Annotated in this window: 16 protein-coding genes, 2 tRNA genes and 1 other RNA gene; 7 read left to right on the top strand and 12 right to left on the bottom strand. The window is 41.6% G+C overall.

The window, feature by feature from the left end:
• Positions 1 to 350: 350 nt before the first annotated feature.
• Genes FTU92_RS06935 through sdhC form a run of 4 tightly spaced genes read right to left on the bottom strand, consistent with a single transcriptional unit; the run spans position 351 to position 3,750 of the window.
• Entirely contained in the window at positions 351 to 1,061 is a 711-nt protein-coding gene (locus tag FTU92_RS06935) for a succinate dehydrogenase iron-sulfur subunit (RefSeq protein WP_004972196.1), read from the bottom strand.
• 14 nt (positions 1,062 to 1,075) lie between these two features.
• Positions 1,076 to 2,974, bottom strand: coding sequence for an FAD-binding protein (locus FTU92_RS06930; RefSeq protein ID WP_004972199.1), 1,899 nt, complete (start codon positions 2,972 to 2,974; stop codon positions 1,076 to 1,078).
• A gap of 12 nt (positions 2,975 to 2,986) precedes the next feature.
• On the bottom strand, positions 2,987 to 3,352 hold the full coding sequence (sdhD, locus tag FTU92_RS06925) for a succinate dehydrogenase, hydrophobic membrane anchor protein (protein WP_004972200.1): 366 nt from the start codon (positions 3,350 to 3,352) through the stop codon (positions 2,987 to 2,989).
• Entirely contained in the window at positions 3,352 to 3,750 is a 399-nt protein-coding gene (gene sdhC / locus FTU92_RS06920; RefSeq protein WP_026438062.1) for a succinate dehydrogenase, cytochrome b556 subunit, read from the bottom strand. Before sdhC ends, sdhD begins: the two co-directional genes overlap by 1 nt.
• Positions 3,751 to 4,907: 1,157 nt before the next feature.
• Between sdhC and gltA the strand changes: the two genes are divergently transcribed.
• From gltA to FTU92_RS06905, 3 genes are all read left to right on the top strand, one after another.
• A complete protein-coding gene (gene gltA / locus FTU92_RS06915; protein ID WP_004972202.1) occupies positions 4,908 to 6,182 on the top strand; it encodes a citrate synthase in 1,275 nt (424 codons plus the stop codon).
• Between the two features lie 196 nt (positions 6,183 to 6,378).
• Complete coding sequence (locus FTU92_RS06910) at positions 6,379 to 6,894, top strand: hypothetical protein (protein WP_004972203.1); 516 nt, start codon at positions 6,379 to 6,381, stop codon at positions 6,892 to 6,894.
• A 355-nt stretch (positions 6,895 to 7,249) separates the two neighbouring features.
• Entirely contained in the window at positions 7,250 to 8,875 is a 1,626-nt protein-coding gene (locus FTU92_RS06905) for an NAD+ synthase (RefSeq protein WP_004972204.1), read from the top strand.
• A 143-nt stretch (positions 8,876 to 9,018) separates the two neighbouring features.
• Here the strand turns inward: FTU92_RS06905 and FTU92_RS06900 are convergent.
• A tRNA-Met gene (locus FTU92_RS06900) sits at positions 9,019 to 9,095 on the bottom strand.
• A 193-nt stretch (positions 9,096 to 9,288) separates the two neighbouring features.
• On the opposite strand from FTU92_RS06900, the gene FTU92_RS06895 reads away from it, so the two are divergent.
• Entirely contained in the window at positions 9,289 to 9,702 is a 414-nt protein-coding gene (locus FTU92_RS06895; RefSeq protein WP_180061193.1) for a hypothetical protein, read from the top strand.
• 38 nt (positions 9,703 to 9,740) lie between these two features.
• Here the strand turns inward: FTU92_RS06895 and FTU92_RS06890 are convergent.
• The 4 genes from FTU92_RS06890 to coaD form a co-directional block, all read right to left on the bottom strand.
• Positions 9,741 to 9,817 (bottom strand) — tRNA-Met (locus FTU92_RS06890).
• A 73-nt stretch (positions 9,818 to 9,890) separates the two neighbouring features.
• Positions 9,891 to 10,268: RNase P RNA component class A (gene rnpB / locus FTU92_RS06885), an RNA gene on the bottom strand.
• Between the two features lie 27 nt (positions 10,269 to 10,295).
• Positions 10,296 to 10,559: a YfhL family 4Fe-4S dicluster ferredoxin gene (locus tag FTU92_RS06880; RefSeq protein WP_004972206.1), complete on the bottom strand. Its 264-nt coding sequence runs from the start codon at positions 10,557 to 10,559 to the stop codon at positions 10,296 to 10,298.
• Between the two features lies 1 nt (position 10,560).
• A complete protein-coding gene (gene coaD, locus FTU92_RS06875) occupies positions 10,561 to 11,052 on the bottom strand; it encodes a pantetheine-phosphate adenylyltransferase (protein WP_004972207.1) in 492 nt (163 codons plus the stop codon).
• A 179-nt stretch (positions 11,053 to 11,231) separates the two neighbouring features.
• Between coaD and smpB the strand changes: the two genes are divergently transcribed.
• Positions 11,232 to 11,708, top strand: coding sequence for an SsrA-binding protein SmpB (gene smpB / locus FTU92_RS06870; protein ID WP_004972209.1), 477 nt, complete (start codon positions 11,232 to 11,234; stop codon positions 11,706 to 11,708).
• Between the two features lie 78 nt (positions 11,709 to 11,786).
• Here smpB and FTU92_RS06865 read toward each other — a convergent pair whose 3' ends face one another.
• The 3 genes from FTU92_RS06865 to rluD all read right to left on the bottom strand — a co-directional run bounded on the left by FTU92_RS06865 (position 11,787) and on the right by rluD (position 14,263).
• The gene (locus FTU92_RS06865) at positions 11,787 to 12,356 is read right to left on the bottom strand and encodes a flavodoxin family protein (protein WP_180095962.1); all 570 of its coding nucleotides are present in this window, start codon (positions 12,354 to 12,356) and stop codon (positions 11,787 to 11,789) included.
• Between the two features lie 39 nt (positions 12,357 to 12,395).
• On the bottom strand, positions 12,396 to 13,139 hold the full coding sequence (gene pgeF / locus FTU92_RS06860) for a peptidoglycan editing factor PgeF (protein ID WP_167845845.1): 744 nt from the start codon (positions 13,137 to 13,139) through the stop codon (positions 12,396 to 12,398).
• Between the two features lie 71 nt (positions 13,140 to 13,210).
• Positions 13,211 to 14,263: a 23S rRNA pseudouridine(1911/1915/1917) synthase RluD gene (gene rluD, locus FTU92_RS06855; RefSeq protein ID WP_004972212.1), complete on the bottom strand. Its 1,053-nt coding sequence runs from the start codon at positions 14,261 to 14,263 to the stop codon at positions 13,211 to 13,213.
• Positions 14,264 to 14,334: 71 nt separating this feature from the next.
• Between rluD and FTU92_RS06850 the strand changes: the two genes are divergently transcribed.
• Entirely contained in the window at positions 14,335 to 15,315 is a 981-nt protein-coding gene (locus FTU92_RS06850) for an outer membrane protein assembly factor BamD (protein ID WP_180061196.1), read from the top strand.
• Between the two features lie 198 nt (positions 15,316 to 15,513).
• The gene (locus tag FTU92_RS06845; RefSeq protein ID WP_026438292.1) at positions 15,514 to 17,469 is read left to right on the top strand and encodes a DNA primase; all 1,956 of its coding nucleotides are present in this window, start codon (positions 15,514 to 15,516) and stop codon (positions 17,467 to 17,469) included.
• The last annotated feature ends 41 nt before the right edge of the window (positions 17,470 to 17,510 follow it).

Genomic DNA, 17,510 nt, shown 5'->3' with positions numbered 1-17,510 from the left:
AAAAGAGAGCACATCTCTCAATCTGCCCTCTCACTTACACGTTACATGATAACATCTAAAAATAAATATTGCAGCTAAACTTGGCATTTGCCCATGCTTTACAACAAAATAGCAGCACTGAATTACAATTGTGTGCAACTTTAGTCGGCTAAATGCTGTTTTTGTCTATTTATCCAACAGTTATACCTAAAAAATATCAAATACTCACTTTTTAATCACTTCTTTGCATGCAACATTTTTCATTTATGTACTCATCAAAAACAAGCAACTTATCACACGACTTTTATCGTAATTTTGGCACAAAAAAAAGCACACCTAGGTGTGCTTTTTTCAACTGATCACGCAGTCTATTAGCCAGCCATATCTAAAAGCATGTTACGGATGTGACCGATTGCTTTAGTTGGATTCAAGCCTTTAGGACATACAGATACACAGTTCATAATACCTTTACAACGGAACAAAGAGAATGGATCGTCAAGACGAGCCAAACGCTCTTGAGTTGCAGTATCACGCGAATCGATAATGAAACGATATGCATTCAACAACGCTGAAGGACCCAAGAACTTGTCTGGGTTCCACCAGAATGATGGGCATGAAGTTGAACAACATGCACAAAGAATACATTCATACAAACCATCAAGATGCTCACGCTCTTCTTGAGATTGTAAACGCTCTTTTGGTGGCGCAGGTTGGTTGTTGATCAAGAACGGATGAATCTTGTTATACTGATCGTAGAACTGATTCATGTCTACAACCAAGTCTTTAATTACAGGAAGACCTGGAAGCGGACGAATTGTGATCACTTCTGGTAAATCGTTTAGGTTCCAAAGACACGCTAAACCATTTTTACCATTGATGTTTACACCATCAGAACCACAAATACCTTCACGACATGAACGACGGAATGTCAAAGATTCGTCTTGTACCTTCAATTCAAGAAGTGCATCAAGCAACATACGGTGCTTATCAGTCAATTCAAGCTTAAAAGTTTGCATGTACGGTGCTTTATCCTTATCAGGATCGTAGCGGTAGATATTAAATGTACGAGTACCTCTACTCATCTTACTTCTCCCAATTAGAATGTACGTGGTTTAGGTGGAATAGCAGCTACAGTAAGCGGCTTGTAACGTACTGGTTTGTACTCAAGACGGTTATCTGTAGAGAACCATAAAGTATGCTTCATCCACTCATCATCACGACGACCATAAGAATAAGTTGGGTGATCTGGTGGTAACTCAAAGTCTACAACCGTATGCGCACCACGACATTCTTTACGTGCAGCAGCTGAGATTAGTGTCGCTTTAGCAACTTCATACAAGTTTTCAACTTCTAATGCTTCTACACGTGCAGTGTTGAATACTTTAGATTTGTCTTTCAAATGAATGTTGCGAACACGTGGCTCAAGCGCAAGAATTTGTTTCACACCTTCATCAAGCAATGCTGAAGTACGGAATACACCTGCGTGGTCTTGAACGATGTTACGAATTGCATCAGCAACTTCTTGAGCGTTTTCACCTGAAGTCGATTCGTCAAGTTTACGAATACGGTTCACAGTGTTTTCAAGTACAGTTGTTGGAAGTGGTTCGTACTCACCATCGTGTTGCTTAGTCACATACTCAATGATGTGTTGACCCGCAGCTTTACCAAATACAACCAAGTCAAGCAATGAGTTTGTACCTAAACGGTTTGCACCGTGTACAGATACACATGAACACTCACCAATTGCATAGAAACCTTTTACTGGTTTAGCAAAGTCACGGTCACCCGCGTTGGTTGTATATGTATCAGTTTCTGCGTTGTAGTTCGCAACCAACTCTTGAGTTTCACGGCTTTCTGGAACAACCACTTGACCATGAATATTGGTTGGAATACCACCCATTTGGTAATGGATTGTAGGAACAACAGGAATTGGCTCTTTAGTACAGTCAACGTTCGCGAATTTCTTACCAATCTCAAATACAGATGGAAGACGCTTCATGATTGTGTCTGCACCTAAGTGCGTCATATCAAGCAAGATGTAGTCTTTGTTTGGACCACAACCACGACCTTCTTTAATTTCTTGGTCCATAGAACGTGATACGAAGTCACGTGGCGCCAAGTCTTTCAAAGTTGGTGCATAACGCTCCATGAACGGCTCGCCTGAATCGTTACGAAGGATACCACCCTCACCACGACAGCCTTCCGTTAACAATACGCCCGCGCCCGCAACACCTGTTGGGTGGAACTGCCAGAATTCCATATCTTGTAATGGAATACCTGCACGCGCAGCCATACCAAGACCGTCACCAGTATTGATATATGCGTTTGTAGATGCACGGTACACACGACCTGCACCACCTGTAGCAAACAATGTCGCTTTCGCTTGGAATACTGCAATTTTACCTGTTTCTTGGTCAATTGCAGTCACACCTAGTACATCGCCAGCTTCGTTACGGATCAAATCAAGAGCAATCCATTCTACGAAGAATTGAGTACCCATTTTCACGTTGCTTTGATAAAGCGTGTGAAGAAGTGCGTGACCTGTACGGTCAGCTGCAGCACATGCACGTGGAACCGCTTTTTCACCGTAGTTTGCAGAGTGACCACCGAATGGACGTTGGTAAATTGTACCGTCTGCGTTACGGTCAAATGGCATACCCAAGTGTTCTAATTCATAAACCACTTGTGGCGCTTCACGCGTCATGAATTCAATCGCGTCTTGGTCGCCCAACCAGTCAGAACCTTTTACCGTGTCGTAAAAGTGGTAGTGCCAGTTATCTTCTTGCATGTTACCAAGAGATGCACCAATACCACCCTGCGCTGCAACAGTGTGTGAACGTGTAGGGAATACTTTAGTCAATACCGCAACTTTCAAACCTGCTTGAGCAAGTTGGTAAGATGCACGCATACCTGAACCACCACCACCAACGATGACTGCGTCAAAGAATTGGTGTGGAATATTTGTATAATCTTCTTTAGGGTTAATCGCGCCCATGATATTTTCCTATCAATTCGCCCAGAAAATCTGGATTGCCCAGATTGCGTATGCAAAAACAGCAATAATCACTGCTGAAGTCAGCACTAGGCGTAAACCTGAAGCTGAAGGACCCATTTGACGAGTAGTCACATAGTCAGTGAATACTTGCCACATACCGATCCAAGCATGTGCAACAAGAGATAAGACTGCCAATAAAGACATAATCTTCATTGGTAATGTCATCATAAAGCCGTACCACTGTTCAAAGTTGAATCCACCGTTAAGAAGAATCCAACCAAATACCACAACGGTATAAACAGCAAGAACAACAGCACTAATACGTTGGATAAACCAATCGCGAGAACCTGAACCCGTTAAACCTGTAGCACTTTTCATTAGATTACAATCCATACAAATGCTGCAACGATACCGATAGCAGACAAGATCAATGAAATAGTAGCTGCAATGCGACCACTTTGCAGTTCTTCTGCAAAACCAAGGTCAGCAAGTAAGTGCTTAACACCAGCAATGAAGTGATAGATTAAGCCGGCTACAAATACCCATACGATAAAGCGCACAAAGAAACCGTTAAAAATTTCTTGAACTTGAGCAAAACCTTCAGGTGAAGACAAAGACTTGTCTAACAACCATAAAAGTACCGGTACGAGTAAAAATACGATGACACCAGAAAGACGGTGTAGAATTGATGCAATAGCCACGGGCGATTTTAAGTTTACTTCTAAAACTTGACCCATGGACAAATTGACAGGTCTGTTGCTTTTCACAGCGGGCATCCTGTAAGTAAAAACTCCATCCGGAGTTTGTTGGAATAAATTCGAAGGAAAGCTGGCATTGTTAGGCAAATTCATGCCTAACCTTAAAACGACACTGAATTATAAAACGTCAACTGTTAAAATACAAACAACTCTACTCGGCTTTTTGGCTAAAAACCCTTTAAATAAGAATCATTAACAAGTATAAAAGCAAACCACTCGCCATCAATAGCCACACAAGCAAACATAAACCCATGTTTTTTCAATCAATTATTAAAATAAAAATTCTTAATGACACAATAAACAGCTTTAGAATATTTAGACTAAAGATAAATTTGTACTTTGTTTTTCTGATGTTCTTTGGGTTTTCACATACTTATATATAAGTATGTAGCGCTATATATGTATGCACTCTACTTCGTTGCAGCAATTTACAACCACAACACAAGACTCTTAGATCCAGACAGCCCATCACTTTGCTTTGGTCAAGGTACACCTGATCATGGATTAAACTTTAATGACGGCACATACCTCAATCTATTTATACAACTTATATTTACTTTAAACACAACACCCAAATAAATATTAAAAATGACAATCATCATGCGAATGAATGACTTATCCAGTATTTTCTGTATCTGTATGGGCACAAAACCACACTTTATTAACAAAGATTTCGTCATTTCTTAATCAAAATATGATGGGTTATGGCTATTTTCAGGAGTTTAATCAGTCATTTTTTGATCAATCAATATCGAATTTAAATACCAGACTCACTGCCTATTCCAACTAATCTGACTACCCTACCGTGTATATAAAAACGTGTAAGTTATGAGAATTAGATAAATTTAAGTATTGGACTGAATCCTGCCAAAGAAATAGCACACCAAAACCAGCATTTAAAATTGCTTACAATTAATCCGTATTGATGATTTTTTTCTGCACATCCGACAAATTTTGACTTATGATACGGCGGCTGTGCTGTGATTTTATTGATTTTTTTACTGGAATTTTTTCGACTTTTTCTATAAACAGTCGTCTGCTTAATCCATAAGTATAATTGACAAAATTTCAGTACTCTCTAATCTTAGAGCTAATTTTTAATCCGTCTGACTTGCGCATTAAAAGATTGATACTTCGAGTCAGATCAACATTCACCAGGACAGGAGATCTATTGAATGTCTGAAGCAACTGGCAAAAAAGCCGTATTACAGCTTGATGGAAAAGAAATTGAATTACCAATTTACAGCGGCACATTAGGCCCAGATGTAATTGACGTTAAGGATGTGTTGGCGGCAGGTCACTTTACTTTTGATCCTGGTTTTATGGCAACAGCGTCTTGCGAGTCTAAAATTACGTTCATTGATGGTAACAAAGGTATTCTTTTACACCGTGGTTACCCAATTGACCAATTAGCGACTAAAGCTGACTACTTAGAAACTTGCTACTTATTATTAAATGGCGAGCTTCCAACTGCAGAACAAAAAGCTGATTTTGACGCTAAAGTTCGTAACCACACTATGGTTCACGACCAAGTAAAACGTTTCTATAACGGTTTCCGTCGTGACGCTCACCCTATGGCAATCATGGTAGGTGTTGTTGGTGCGTTATCTGCGTTCTATCACAACAACTTAGACATCGAAGATGTTAACCACCGTGAAATCACAGCGATTCGTTTAATCGCGAAGATTCCTACTTTAGCGGCTTGGAGCTACAAGTACACTGTTGGTCAACCATTTGTTTACCCACGTAACGACTTAAGCTACGCAGAAAACTTCTTGTACATGATGTTTGCTACACCAGCAGACCGTGATTACAAAGTAAACCCTGTTCACGCTCGCGCAATGGATCGTATTTTCACGCTTCACGCTGACCACGAACAAAACGCGTCTACTTCAACTGTACGTTTAGCTGGTTCTACTGGCGCTAACCCATACGCATGTATCTCTGCAGGTATTTCTGCACTTTGGGGTCCTGCTCACGGTGGTGCGAACGAAGCTGTTCTTAAGATGCTTGATGAAATCGGCTCTGTAGAACACGTTGCTGAGTTCATGGAAAAAGTGAAGACTAAAGAAGTGAAGCTTATGGGCTTTGGTCACCGCGTTTATAAAAACCATGACCCACGTGCAACTGTAATGAAGCAAACTTGTGACGAAGTACTTAACGACTTAGGTATCAACGATCCACAACTCGCTCTTGCAATGGAACTTGAGCGTATTGCGTTATCTGATGAATACTTCATCAAGCGTAACTTATACCCTAACGTAGACTTCTACTCAGGTATCATCCTTAAAGCGATTGGTATCCCAACAGAAATGTTTACTGTAATTTTCGCACTTGCACGTACAGTTGGTTGGATCAGCCACTGGTTAGAAATGCACAGCGGTCCTTACAAAATCGGTCGTCCTCGTCAGCTTTACACTGGCCACACTCAACGCGACATCAACCGTTAATTCGGTCTGCGTTGTAGCGTGTAAAACGACACGACAAAAAAACCACCTTCGGGTGGTTTTTTTATTGCTTTTATTTAGCTCACCAAACTCATTTCTGTTTGGTTTGTCCTAAACCACAACCAAAACGTAAAATAAAATTTAGATCATTGCGGATTTAGGCTATATTTTTGATGTCTGCCACTTACGACTCATTTCCATGCTACAACTGCATTTATTCATTCTCAGCTTATTGATGCGACTGCTCAAACTAGATCAGTTTAGATGTCGAAGCCTAACTGCAATGGAAATACAGTTGTGCCAATCTGTGTTTGGCAATCTGATTGACTACAGCCAAGTCAAAGTCATGAACCATCCTTATTTGCCTTGGCAGCCACAGCACATTTTTATGGCCCCCTGTGGCTATATTCATGTGCGTAATCGGCATTATCTAGCCGACTACAGCCAAGCACACCGTGGCTATCAAGCGATCTTTATTCATGAGATGGCGCACATTTTACAGCATCAACATCACATCAATGTCTTACTGCGTGGTGCGGTATTGCAAACCGCGTATTTTTTGAGTTTTAAGCGTTACAATCCATATCATTATCGCTTAATTGAAGCGAAACCTTTTTTTGCTTACAACATTGAGCAACAAGGTGAAATTGCCAAAGATATTTTTCTTAAAAAAATAGACAATATTATTTTAAACAGCCCGCACCGCTCGACTTAGCTCACTCATCTTGGTACATGCTTATTTCACGAAAAACACATGCATCATACAACCTAAAAATATAATGCTTTTCAAATAAATAGCATAAAAATTCTGTCACATTTCAATGATATTCTTGCAGACAAGACAATAAAGTGTATTCGATGCTAGCATCTATTCTAAATTAAGATAAAATAGCAAAAGTCTCCATTTTTGCACTGCAAAATAAGATCTTTATCTGTTAGATAATAAATGGTTTTTATTTGTGCCTTTCGGCAGTCGTTTAATCCACAATACACTACGCTGAAATTTTTATAACAATAATCATCAGCCACTTACGTGTATTCTACACCTATAGGAATAGGACTTAATTTAAATGAAATCTTTTAAAATTGCCCTTGCACAGTTCTCTCCACACATTGGCAATCTCGAAGCAAACGCGCAAAAAATGCTTGAACAAGCAAATGAAGCGAAAAAACAACATGCAGATTTGATTATTTTTCCTGAACTTTCAATTTTGGGCTACCCTGCAGAAGATTTATTACTGCGCCCAAGCTTGAATCAACGCACACAACAAGCATTTGAACAATTACGTGAAATTAAAGATATTGTTTTAGTTTTCGGCTTTGTCAATGAAACTGAAGATGGTCAGCGCTTTAACTCGGCTGCCGTCATGAAAGATGGCAACATCTTAGGTATTTACAACAAGCAAAATTTACCAAATTATGCTGTATTTGATGAAAAACGCTATTTTGATGAAGGTCATCAACACTTAGTTTTTGAATACCTTGGTCATAAATTTGGCGTTTTGATTTGCGAAGATTTATGGTCTTTGCCAACCGTGCAGCAATTGGCACAGTTGAATGTAGAAACTGCATTGGTCTTGAACGCATCGCCTTATGAAGTGGGTAAACCGCAGCATCGTGTACAGACCATGACCGAACTGGCAAAACAATTACATCTCAATGTGGTGTATGTAAACCAAGTTGGCGGTCAAGATGATTTAATCTTCGATGGTACGAGCTTTGTGATTAACCAAGCAGGCAATGTTGCATTACAAGCCCCAACCTACCAAGAAGGTTTATTCTACGCAGAATATGACGCTGCACAGAAGCACTTTAAAACTGCCGAAATTAGCCCAGCTTTAGACACCCTTGCAGAAATCTATCAAGGTTTAGTGCTCGCAACCCGTGACTACGTGCAACGCTCTGGCTTCCCTGGTGTAATTCTTGGCTTGTCGGGCGGAATTGATTCAGCGCTCACTCTTGCTATTGCGGTTGATGCAATTGGTGCAGATAAGGTACAAGCGGTAATGATGCCGTACACTTATACCGCGCAAATTAGTGTGGAAGATGCTGCAGAGCAAGCCAAAACTTTAGGCGTGACTTTTGGTATTGCCGAAATTCACCCGATCGTAAATAGCTTTATGCAAACGCTGTATCCTTTCTTTGGTAACAGCCCTAGCGATACCACAGAAGAAAATCTACAAGCCCGTGCCCGCGGCACAATCTTAATGGGTCTGTCGAATAAGTTTGGTAACCTCGTGCTTTCTACAGGTAACAAATCTGAGTTAGCAGTTGGCTATTGCACGCTTTATGGCGATATGGTCGGTGGTTATGCGGTACTCAAAGATGTGTACAAAACCATTGTGTTTGAACTGGCTAAATACCGTAACAGTATTGCCGATACTCCTGTGATTCCTGAGCGTGTGATCACGCGCCCACCTTCAGCAGAATTACGTCCTGACCAAAAAGACCAAGATTCTTTACCACCATACGAAGTGCTCGATGCGATTTTGTATGCGTATATTGAAGAAGATCAGAGCCAAGAAGACATCATTAGCAAAGGCTTTGAACGCGCGATGGTCGAGAAAGTCATTCAATTGGTTGATCGCAACGAGTACAAGCGTCGCCAAGGTGCATTAGGACCACGTATTAGTTCACGCGCTTTTGGTCGTGAACGTCGCTATCCGCTCGTCAATGGTTGGAAAGCAGGGATTTAACGCTAAAGCATTGCTTAAACAAAGATATAAAAAACCAAGCTACGGCTTGGTTTTTTTGTACCTGCCATTAAACCAATGCTGCAAAAAGTAGCCTAAAATTTTGACATAAAAAAAGACCAAGCTGAGAGCTTAGTCTATAAAAATGGTGGCTATGACGGGACTTGAACCTGTGACCCCCGCATTATGAGTGCGGTGCTCTAACCAACTGAGCTACATAGCCATAAACTGTGTGCGCATTATCTAAACTTAGCCCTGCATCGTCAAGTATTTTAATTTACAAACGCTCACAGTTTAAGCAAAAACAGTGCAATTTGTTTAATTTTAATCAAATTACTATTTTCTTACGGAGATTCTTAAATATTTGCAGCAAAATCTATATCAAGTCACACAGAAAAAAGAGAATAAATTCAACCATGATCTTGAAGTCTATAATACTGAGTAGCCTTGTTGTTGGCTTAAGTTCCTGCGCTTTGGTTTCACCTGTTTTTGTAGATTACAACGGCGTACGGCGTGATGTTGCGCAATTTATCAATTCTAAAATGAGTTATAGCATCGCAGACCGACGTGTTTTGGTTGCTTATGCCAAAGGACAGCAAAAGATTTTAACGGCGCATCAACTGAATGCTGCAGCGCAGCAACAACTGGCTTATGAGCGTGCTGTAGGGCGTTATTGTGCATCACAACACATTTCGCTAAAAAAATTAAATCAGGTCGATGCCAAAATTTTTGCTCACTCTGATCAACAAGCCAATTGGCAACAGATTCAAAACCTACAAATGCAGATTCAACTGGATACAGCTCAAATAGATTGCACAGACAAATTTTAAACAAAAAAAGACCACGTTAGTGAACGTGGTCTGAAAAATGGTGGCTATGACGGGACTTGAACCTGTGACCCCCGCATTATGAGTGCGGTGCTCTAACCAACTGAGCTACATAGCCAAAAACTGTGCGCGCATTATCTGCTGTAATCTAGGTAACGTCAAGCCTTATCACGCATCAATTGCTTAAAATTTGGTGAAGTGAACCGATAAGCCGGGTTCTGTCGAGAACGATCATTCCTCTAGGCGTACAATCACTCATATGCTCAAGCGACCTACCCGAATCCAGTACGGGCCGTACCTCAGGATTCCTATTTGGTCTTGCTTCTGGTGGGGTTTACCATGCCATGAACTGTTACCAGCCATGCGGTGCGCTCTTACCGCACCCTTTCACCCTTACCTTCAATTTCTTCCGAAAAAGAAACCATACGAAGGCGGTCTACTCTCTGCTGCACTTTCCGTCGGCTCACGCCGCCCAGGCGTTACCTGGCACCCTGCCCTATGAAGCCCGGACTTTCCTCCCCTGTTTCAGTCACGGAGACCTCCACAGCAGCGATCGTCTGGTTCACTTCGAAGGCGCATCTTAGCAAAATTATAAGTTAATTGCTTGCGCTTTTTTGAGCAATCAGTTTTTTATATTTTTCCAGCAATTGTTCCTGTGTTTCTACATGCTCTGGATCGAGCGGAATACAATCGACTGGGCAAAATAACTGACACTGCGGCTGCTCGTGATGTCCTACACATTCAGTACATAATGCTGGATTAATCTCATAAATCAGCTCACCCATATAAATTGCCTCATTTGGGCATACAGGTTCACAGACATCACAGTTAATACATTCATCGGTAATATATAAAGACACGCTACCAACCTTGTCGTAATTTACGCTCAAAGGCTTCGACCACAACAGGTGCAACAAATTTAGTCACATCACCTTTTAAGCGTGCAATTTCACGAACTAATGTAGAAGAAATAAATGAATATTGCTCTGAAGGAGTCAGAAATACCGCTTCATATTTCGCATCTAATTGACGGTTCATATTTGCCAACTGAAATTCGTATTCAAAATCTGAAACAGCACGCAAACCACGCAAAACTGCAGTCGCATTTTGCTCACGGAAAAAATTAACCAATAAACCATCAAATCCGACAAATTCAACATTAGGCAAATGCTTTAAAGATGCCTGTGCCAATTCCACACGTTCTTCCAAAGTAAAAATTGGATTTTTATGATGTCCAATGGCAATTGCGACCACGACTTCATCAAACATTTTTGCAGCACGTGTCACCAAGTCAATATGACCATTAGTAATCGGGTCAAAGGTGCCCGGATAAATTACGCGAGTTTTAGACATCCATTATGCTCTAGTTGGTTTTGTCAAAGTTAGTTTAACAAATACAAAAAATTTTAGTGAACTAAAGTCTACCAAATTATGAAATATCAAAGCAGTTTAGCCAACAGTTGTGATGATTTTGATTTGTCAGCAAGCCTTGGTTTGAGGCACAATAGTCATAAGTTTGGAAGTAATTGAATATGGCGAAGCTAACTGTAGTTAAAAAAAATACGGGCGGAACAATTGCACAGAATAAACGTGCACGCCACGATTATTTTATTGAAGAAAAATTTGAAGCAGGACTTTCTTTGCAAGGTTGGGAAGTCAAATCTTTGCGCGCAGGACGTATGACTATTACCGAAAGTTATATCCTGTTTCGTGACAATGAAGCCTTTTTATTTGGTGCACAAATTCAACCACTCTTGTCGGCTTCAACGCATGTAGTGCCTGAAGCGACCCGTACCCGCAAACTCTTACTTTCACGACGTGAAATTGAAAAGTTGATGGGTGCAGTCAATCAAAAAGGTTATTCTTGCGTACCTTTAGCATGTTATTGGAAAGGCCCTTTAGCGAAGCTTGAAATTGCTTTGGTGAAAGGTAAACAATTGCACGATAAACGCGCTTCTGAAAAAGACCGCGATTGGCAGCGTGATAAAGCACGTTTGATGCACAAATAATTTTGCACATTCCGCCCATAAAAAATGCTCGATGTTGATCTCGAGCATTTTTTATGGAAGTTTTAAAACTAAAAATGCTTAGTATTTAAGTTTTAATTCCACCAAATATTTACCAAATTTGACTGCAGTTTCCAAATCACCTTCGGGTGGCGTAACTTCAACACTGGCATTATCAGACTGCGTCATTAAACCCAAAAAGCTCGACATGCGGTTAATATCGTGTGGACTACGCCCTGTCGGCATAAACGGTAAACCTGACCACAACATGCCATGCTGCATCGCAAATAAATTAATTTGTTGCAGCACCGCCAGTTTATCGCCACTTAAACCACCGCCATTGGTAAAACCTGCCGCCAGTTTGCCCTGCCAAGTTCTGGCCAACCAACGCTTAGACGATTGCTCCATAAACTGTTTTAAAGCCGAAGTAATGCTGCCCATATAAGTTGGACAGCCCATAATGATAATATCGGCTTGATCTAGGCTATCCCATTCAATTTCAGCCACATCCATCAAAGTCACCTGAGCATCCATTTGCGCAGCACCTTGTGCAATATGCTGTGCCACCTTAGCAGTATGACCATAAGGACTGTGATAAACCACCGCCACACGAATAGCAGCGCAAGAAGATGTTGAATGAGTCACTGACATGAGAATGTTTAAAACCAAATAATTAAGTCAAGTTTAACACTAAGCCTGCATAAACACGAATGTTGCCATACGTCCTGTACGTGCTTGACGGCGGTAAGAATAGTAATCATCGGCTTGTTGATACGAGCACTGATCACCGCCCAAGACCGTTGTAACACCATGCTGCTGCAAAATAAAACGCGCGATCGCATACAAGTCAGCAAGATATTTACCTTGCTGCTGCCCTGCAATAAAAGCCGTGTCTAATTCAGGATATTTATCGCAAAATGCCTGTTTCACCTCAGCCCCAACTTCAAAACACGGCTGACTAATAGCCGCACCCAACCACGCCCATGTTGGAGCACTTTGCATTTCGACGATGGTGTTTTCGATAATACCGTTGGCAAGACCACGCCAGCCTGCATGCAGATTCGCAACCTCAGTGCCTTCGGCATTGCCCAAAACCACAGGTAAACAGTCTGCGGTCATCATCATTAAAGCATGCGCTTTACGCTGAGTGACCAAACCATCGCCTTCTAAAGCTTCACAAGTGATTTGCTCATTAATGGTCTGACACAACACGCTATGTGTTTGCGTCATCCACGTCATTTTATCGACCCCATATTCAGCAAACTCTGCCAGTAAACTCATACGATGCTGCTGCACACGCCATGCATCATCCTGCACATGCAGCGCCAGATTAAAACCAGATACATCGGCACAGTCTGTCGCTAAAGCTTGCACATGTTGTATGCGGGTTTGCCCAACATACACACCTGCAGGTAATCCTTGAACAAATTGCATAAATCTATCCTTAGTCGTTTTCTGGCATTGCCGTATCTGAGTTGATCTTGTTAATGCTGTCTATGCAACAATTAATAGGCAGCATTTTCACTGCGTAACACGTCTACCAATTGTTTAAAGTCTTCAGGCCACGGCGCTTCAAACATCATTTCTTCTTGAGTACGTGGATGCACCAAACCGAGTTTGACGGCATGTAAGGCCTGACGTTTAAAGTTACGCAAGGTATCGTTTAATAATGCCGATGCGCCTGCTGGCACACGTACACGTGGCGTATAAACAGGATCGCCAACCAAACCATAACCAATATAACTTAGATGCACACGAATTTGATGAGTACGTCCAGTTTCCAAACGCGCCTGAACACGAGTGAAATGCTGAAAGCGTTCTTTAACATTGTAATGTGTGACGGCGTCTTTGCCGCCCGGCAAAACAGCCATTTTCACTCGATCTACAGGATGGCGTTTAATCGGCTCATCGACAGTGCCTCCCGCAATCATGTTGCCGTACACCACCAAGTCGTATAAACGATAAACTGACTTTTTCGCCAGTTGCTTGGTCAAGGCAAACTGTGCTTCCAGATTTTTGGCAACCACCAGCAAACCCGAAGTATCTTTATCAATACGATGCACCAAACCTGCACGAGTTAACTCTGCCGATTTTGGATAATGATGCAGCAAGGCATTTACCAGAGTTCCAGAGCTATTTCCCGCCCCCGGATGCACCACCATGCCCACAGGTTTATTAATCACCATGATGTCATCATCTTCATAAATAATATCCAGTGGAATATCTTCAGGCAGGCTGCGGGTTTGCGCTTCAAGCTCGACTTCTAGGGTAAGAAGCTCATCACCTTCACACTTATATTTAGGTTTGACCGTGTTACCATTTACCAACAAATGACCGTCTTTGAGCCACTGTTTTAGCTTTTCACGTGAAAATTCACTCCAAATGATGGCTGCAACTTGGTCGATGCGTAGTCCTAAGTGGCTGTCATCCAATTGAAATTGCAACGATAAACGTGTTGCAGTTGAGTCTGAAGTATGGTTATCTGCATCCTCAGCATCTTCAAGTAAATTGAACTCAGTTTCAGGTAAATTGGAATGGGTAGATTGTGCTTGACTCATTTGCTCATTCAGACAAAAGTGGTTTAATAGCGCAATTGTAGCTCATTGCCCGTATTAACAGAGGAATTTTTATGTCGCTACCACGTTATAAAATAACAATGCTTGCTCTTTCACTCGGCGTTGCGTCTGCAATTGTGGGCTGTAGCAGCAATCCAAAAAAAGAAGTGGTCGATACTGGTCCGCAATCTAGCGAACAGGTTTATATTGAAAAAGCAGAAAAAGCACTGGATCGTGGTCAATACACCGATGCCGTTAAGCATCTTGAAGCTTTAGAAACCTATTATCCAACGGGTGATTATGCGCAGCAAGCGCAGCTTGAATTGTTGTATGCAAAATTCCAGCAAAAAGATTATGAAGGCGCAATTGCTGTTGCAGATCGTTTTATCCGCATGAACCCGCAGCATCCTAAAGCCGATTATGCCTACTATGTACGTGGCGTAGCGAATATGGAACAAAACTATGATGGTTTGTTGCGTTATACCTCGCTCAAGCAAGCGCACCGTGATGTCAGCTATTTAAAACTAGCGTATCAAAACTTTGTCGATTTTATCCGTCGCTATCCATCGAGCACTTATGCGGTAGATGCTGCACAGCGTATGCAGTTTATTGGTCAGGAACTGGCAGAAGCCGAAATGAATGCAGCACGTTATAACATTAAACGTAAAGCATGGGTGGCTGCAGTAGAGCGTTCATTGTGGGTAGTTGAGCATTATCCGCAAACTCCACAAATTCCAGAAGCATTGGCAACGGTGGCTTATGGTTATGGCAAACTGGGCGATCAAGCCACAGCTCAGCAATATATTGATGTGTTGAAACTGAACTATCCAAATTTGGTTAAAGCAGATGGTAGCGTGAATTTACGTGCTGCCCGTCATGACGCAAGCTGGATTAACCGTGCAACTTTGGGTATTTTCGGACGTGAAGCGCAAAGCAGCACTGAAACACAACAGTCAGATACTAAAGCACAAGCAGAGCCATCACGCAGCCTCACCAACCGTTTGAGTTTTGGCTTGCTCGATCGTCCAAAATCTCAAAACGACAGCACTGAATAAAACCATTCCGACTGATTTTTCAGTTTTGAAAAATGCAAAGGGCAAGTTATGATACTTGCCCTTTGTTCTTTTATGGGCTTGTTTCCTGTCCTAGAAAAAGATACAAAAGAGAATACTCATTGAGTCAATCAGCACAGTCTGATGTATTCAACCTGTTCGGCGAACCTTTCACTACCAAGAGATAACAGACAAAACCGTATGGCCATTCCACAGCACACGATTGATCAAATTTTAGATCGCACTGATATTGTCGATCTGATTAGTCAGCGCGTGAAATTAAAAAAAACTGGTCGTACCTATTCGGGCTGCTGCCCGTTCCATCAGGAAAAAACCCCGTCTTTTCACGTTTACCGTGACAAGCAGTATTATCATTGCTTTGGCTGTCAGGCAAATGGTAACGCCATCCGTTTTTTAATGGATATTGATAACCGCAATTTTGTAGATGTCATGAAAGACTTGGCCAGTCAAACAGGCATCGAACTCCCAAAAGATCAGCACGACAATAAAAAACTCTCTTATAAACGTGAAGCCAAAAAGCCAACATCGATAGCTCAACCCAAGCCAACAGCAAAAGACCAGAATGAAACTTCTGCAGTTCAAACCACATCAAGCGAACATGCTTTTGATGCTACAGGCATCGACTTTGATCCTTTTGCCGAGTTTCAAAGTACTGAATACGCAAACTCGGAATTTCAAAACAATGCCGACCCGTTTGCAGGTTTTGAGCAATGGGACACCATGCAGGACACACCTGCACAAGAAGGCAACTTATACGACTTGCTAGAAAATATAGCGCAATATTATGAGCAGCAATTGCCGCACAGCCCTGCCGCGCAACAGTATTTTCAAAAACGTGGTTTAACCGCACAAACCTTGCAGTTTTGGCGCTTGGGTTACGCACCCGAAGATTGGCAGCATTTAGAAAAAGCCTTTCCGCAAGACATTGCAGGTTTAAAACTGCTAGGCTTAATTCGTACCAGTGACAAGGGACGTGACTTCGATTTATTACGTGATCGGGTGATTTTTCCAATCCGTGACAGCAAAGGACGTGTGGTCGGCTTTGGTGGTCGCGCACTTAATGATGAAATCAAACCCAAATACATCAACTCGCCCGATTCGGAAGTGTTTCATAAAAACCAATTGCTCTATGGTTTATATGAAGGACGCAAACAAAAAGCCCAAGATTATTTAATGGTCGAAGGCTATATGGATGTGATTGCCTTGCAGCAATACGGCATTCATGGTGCTGTAGCGACACTCGGTACAGCCAGTAATACCGATCATTTAAACATTCTATTCCGCCAAAACAACCGCATTACCATCGCGTTTGATGGCGATGCCGCAGGTCAAAAAGCCGCACGTCGTACACTGGAAATTGCACTGCCTTTGCTCAATGATGGACGTGAACTGAAGTTCTTTGTTTTACCCAATGAGCACGACCCTGACTCACTTATTCGTCGTGAAGGCATCGAAAATTTCCGACGTTTATTAGATCAAGCACCTTTGCTATCAGATTTTGTCTTTGCGCATCTCACCCAAAACCATAATATCAGTACCCCTGAAGGCAAAAGTCAGGTCATGGGTGAACTGCGGCAGTTGACCGAACTTTTGCCCAAAACGGGTTCTTATCGCTATTTGCTGCAACAGTTTTTCCGTGAAAAGTTAGGCTTTAACCGTAAATGGCAGGCACAGACCAATAACGATGCATCTTTGAGTTTTAGCACCAAAGTCGATGCCGAAGAATATGTGATTGCGATTCTAATCAATCACCCGTATTTGTATATTCACTTTGAACCGTTACGTGCGCTGATTCCAAATGATCATCTGCTACACCAAATCTTAAATATTTTAAATACTATTTTTGATGATCTACCCGATGATCCTGAACAAGCCAAATATTATATTTTGGGTGCATGCTCAGCGTATCACTATGAATTACAGCGCATTTTACAACAAGCCAATGTCAGTGATTACACGACTTCTCCTGAGCATGTTGATAAGTTGGCGCAGGATTTTTCAACCAAATTGCAATACGACTGCTTACAGCAAAAAATTCGCTCCAAAAAATTCAGCAGCATTGAAGAAATGAAGCGCTTGAAACATCAAATTTATGAAATTGATAAAAAAAGATCGCTGACCTTGTTAGAGGAATAAGCGATCTGATTAGATTAAGTTTGTATCATCAAAAATCTTTT

Source organism: Acinetobacter sp. YH12205 (assembly GCF_013418125.1).
In the GTDB taxonomy this organism is placed as follows: domain Bacteria; phylum Pseudomonadota; class Gammaproteobacteria; order Pseudomonadales; family Moraxellaceae; genus Acinetobacter; species Acinetobacter towneri.
Note: the sequence above shows the minus strand (reverse complement) of the source record. Positions and strands in the feature narration are given on the sequence as shown.

Coding starts and splice junctions, on each gene's coding strand:
- sdhD (WP_004972200.1), bottom strand. CDS start 3,352: ATGAAAAGTGCTACAGGTTTAACGGGTTCAGGTTCTCGCGATTGGTTT.
- gltA (WP_004972202.1), top strand. CDS start 4,908: ATGTCTGAAGCAACTGGCAAAAAAGCCGTATTACAGCTTGATGGAAAA.
- FTU92_RS06850 (WP_180061196.1), top strand. CDS start 14,335: ATGTCGCTACCACGTTATAAAATAACAATGCTTGCTCTTTCACTCGGC.
- FTU92_RS06910 (WP_004972203.1), top strand. CDS start 6,379: ATGCTACAACTGCATTTATTCATTCTCAGCTTATTGATGCGACTGCTC.
- FTU92_RS06935 (WP_004972196.1), bottom strand. CDS start 1,061: ATGAGTAGAGGTACTCGTACATTTAATATCTACCGCTACGATCCTGAT.
- FTU92_RS06895 (WP_180061193.1), top strand. CDS start 9,289: ATGATCTTGAAGTCTATAATACTGAGTAGCCTTGTTGTTGGCTTAAGT.
- FTU92_RS06930 (WP_004972199.1), bottom strand. CDS start 2,974: ATGGGCGCGATTAACCCTAAAGAAGATTATACAAATATTCCACACCAA.
- coaD (WP_004972207.1), bottom strand. CDS start 11,052: ATGTCTAAAACTCGCGTAATTTATCCGGGCACCTTTGACCCGATTACT.
- FTU92_RS06905 (WP_004972204.1), top strand. CDS start 7,250: ATGAAATCTTTTAAAATTGCCCTTGCACAGTTCTCTCCACACATTGGC.
- pgeF (WP_167845845.1), bottom strand. CDS start 13,139: ATGCAATTTGTTCAAGGATTACCTGCAGGTGTGTATGTTGGGCAAACC.
- rluD (WP_004972212.1), bottom strand. CDS start 14,263: ATGAGTCAAGCACAATCTACCCATTCCAATTTACCTGAAACTGAGTTC.
- sdhC (WP_026438062.1), bottom strand. CDS start 3,750: ATGCCCGCTGTGAAAAGCAACAGACCTGTCAATTTGTCCATGGGTCAA.
- FTU92_RS06865 (WP_180095962.1), bottom strand. CDS start 12,356: ATGTCAGTGACTCATTCAACATCTTCTTGCGCTGCTATTCGTGTGGCG.
- FTU92_RS06845 (WP_026438292.1), top strand. CDS start 15,514: ATGGCCATTCCACAGCACACGATTGATCAAATTTTAGATCGCACTGAT.
- smpB (WP_004972209.1), top strand. CDS start 11,232: ATGGCGAAGCTAACTGTAGTTAAAAAAAATACGGGCGGAACAATTGCA.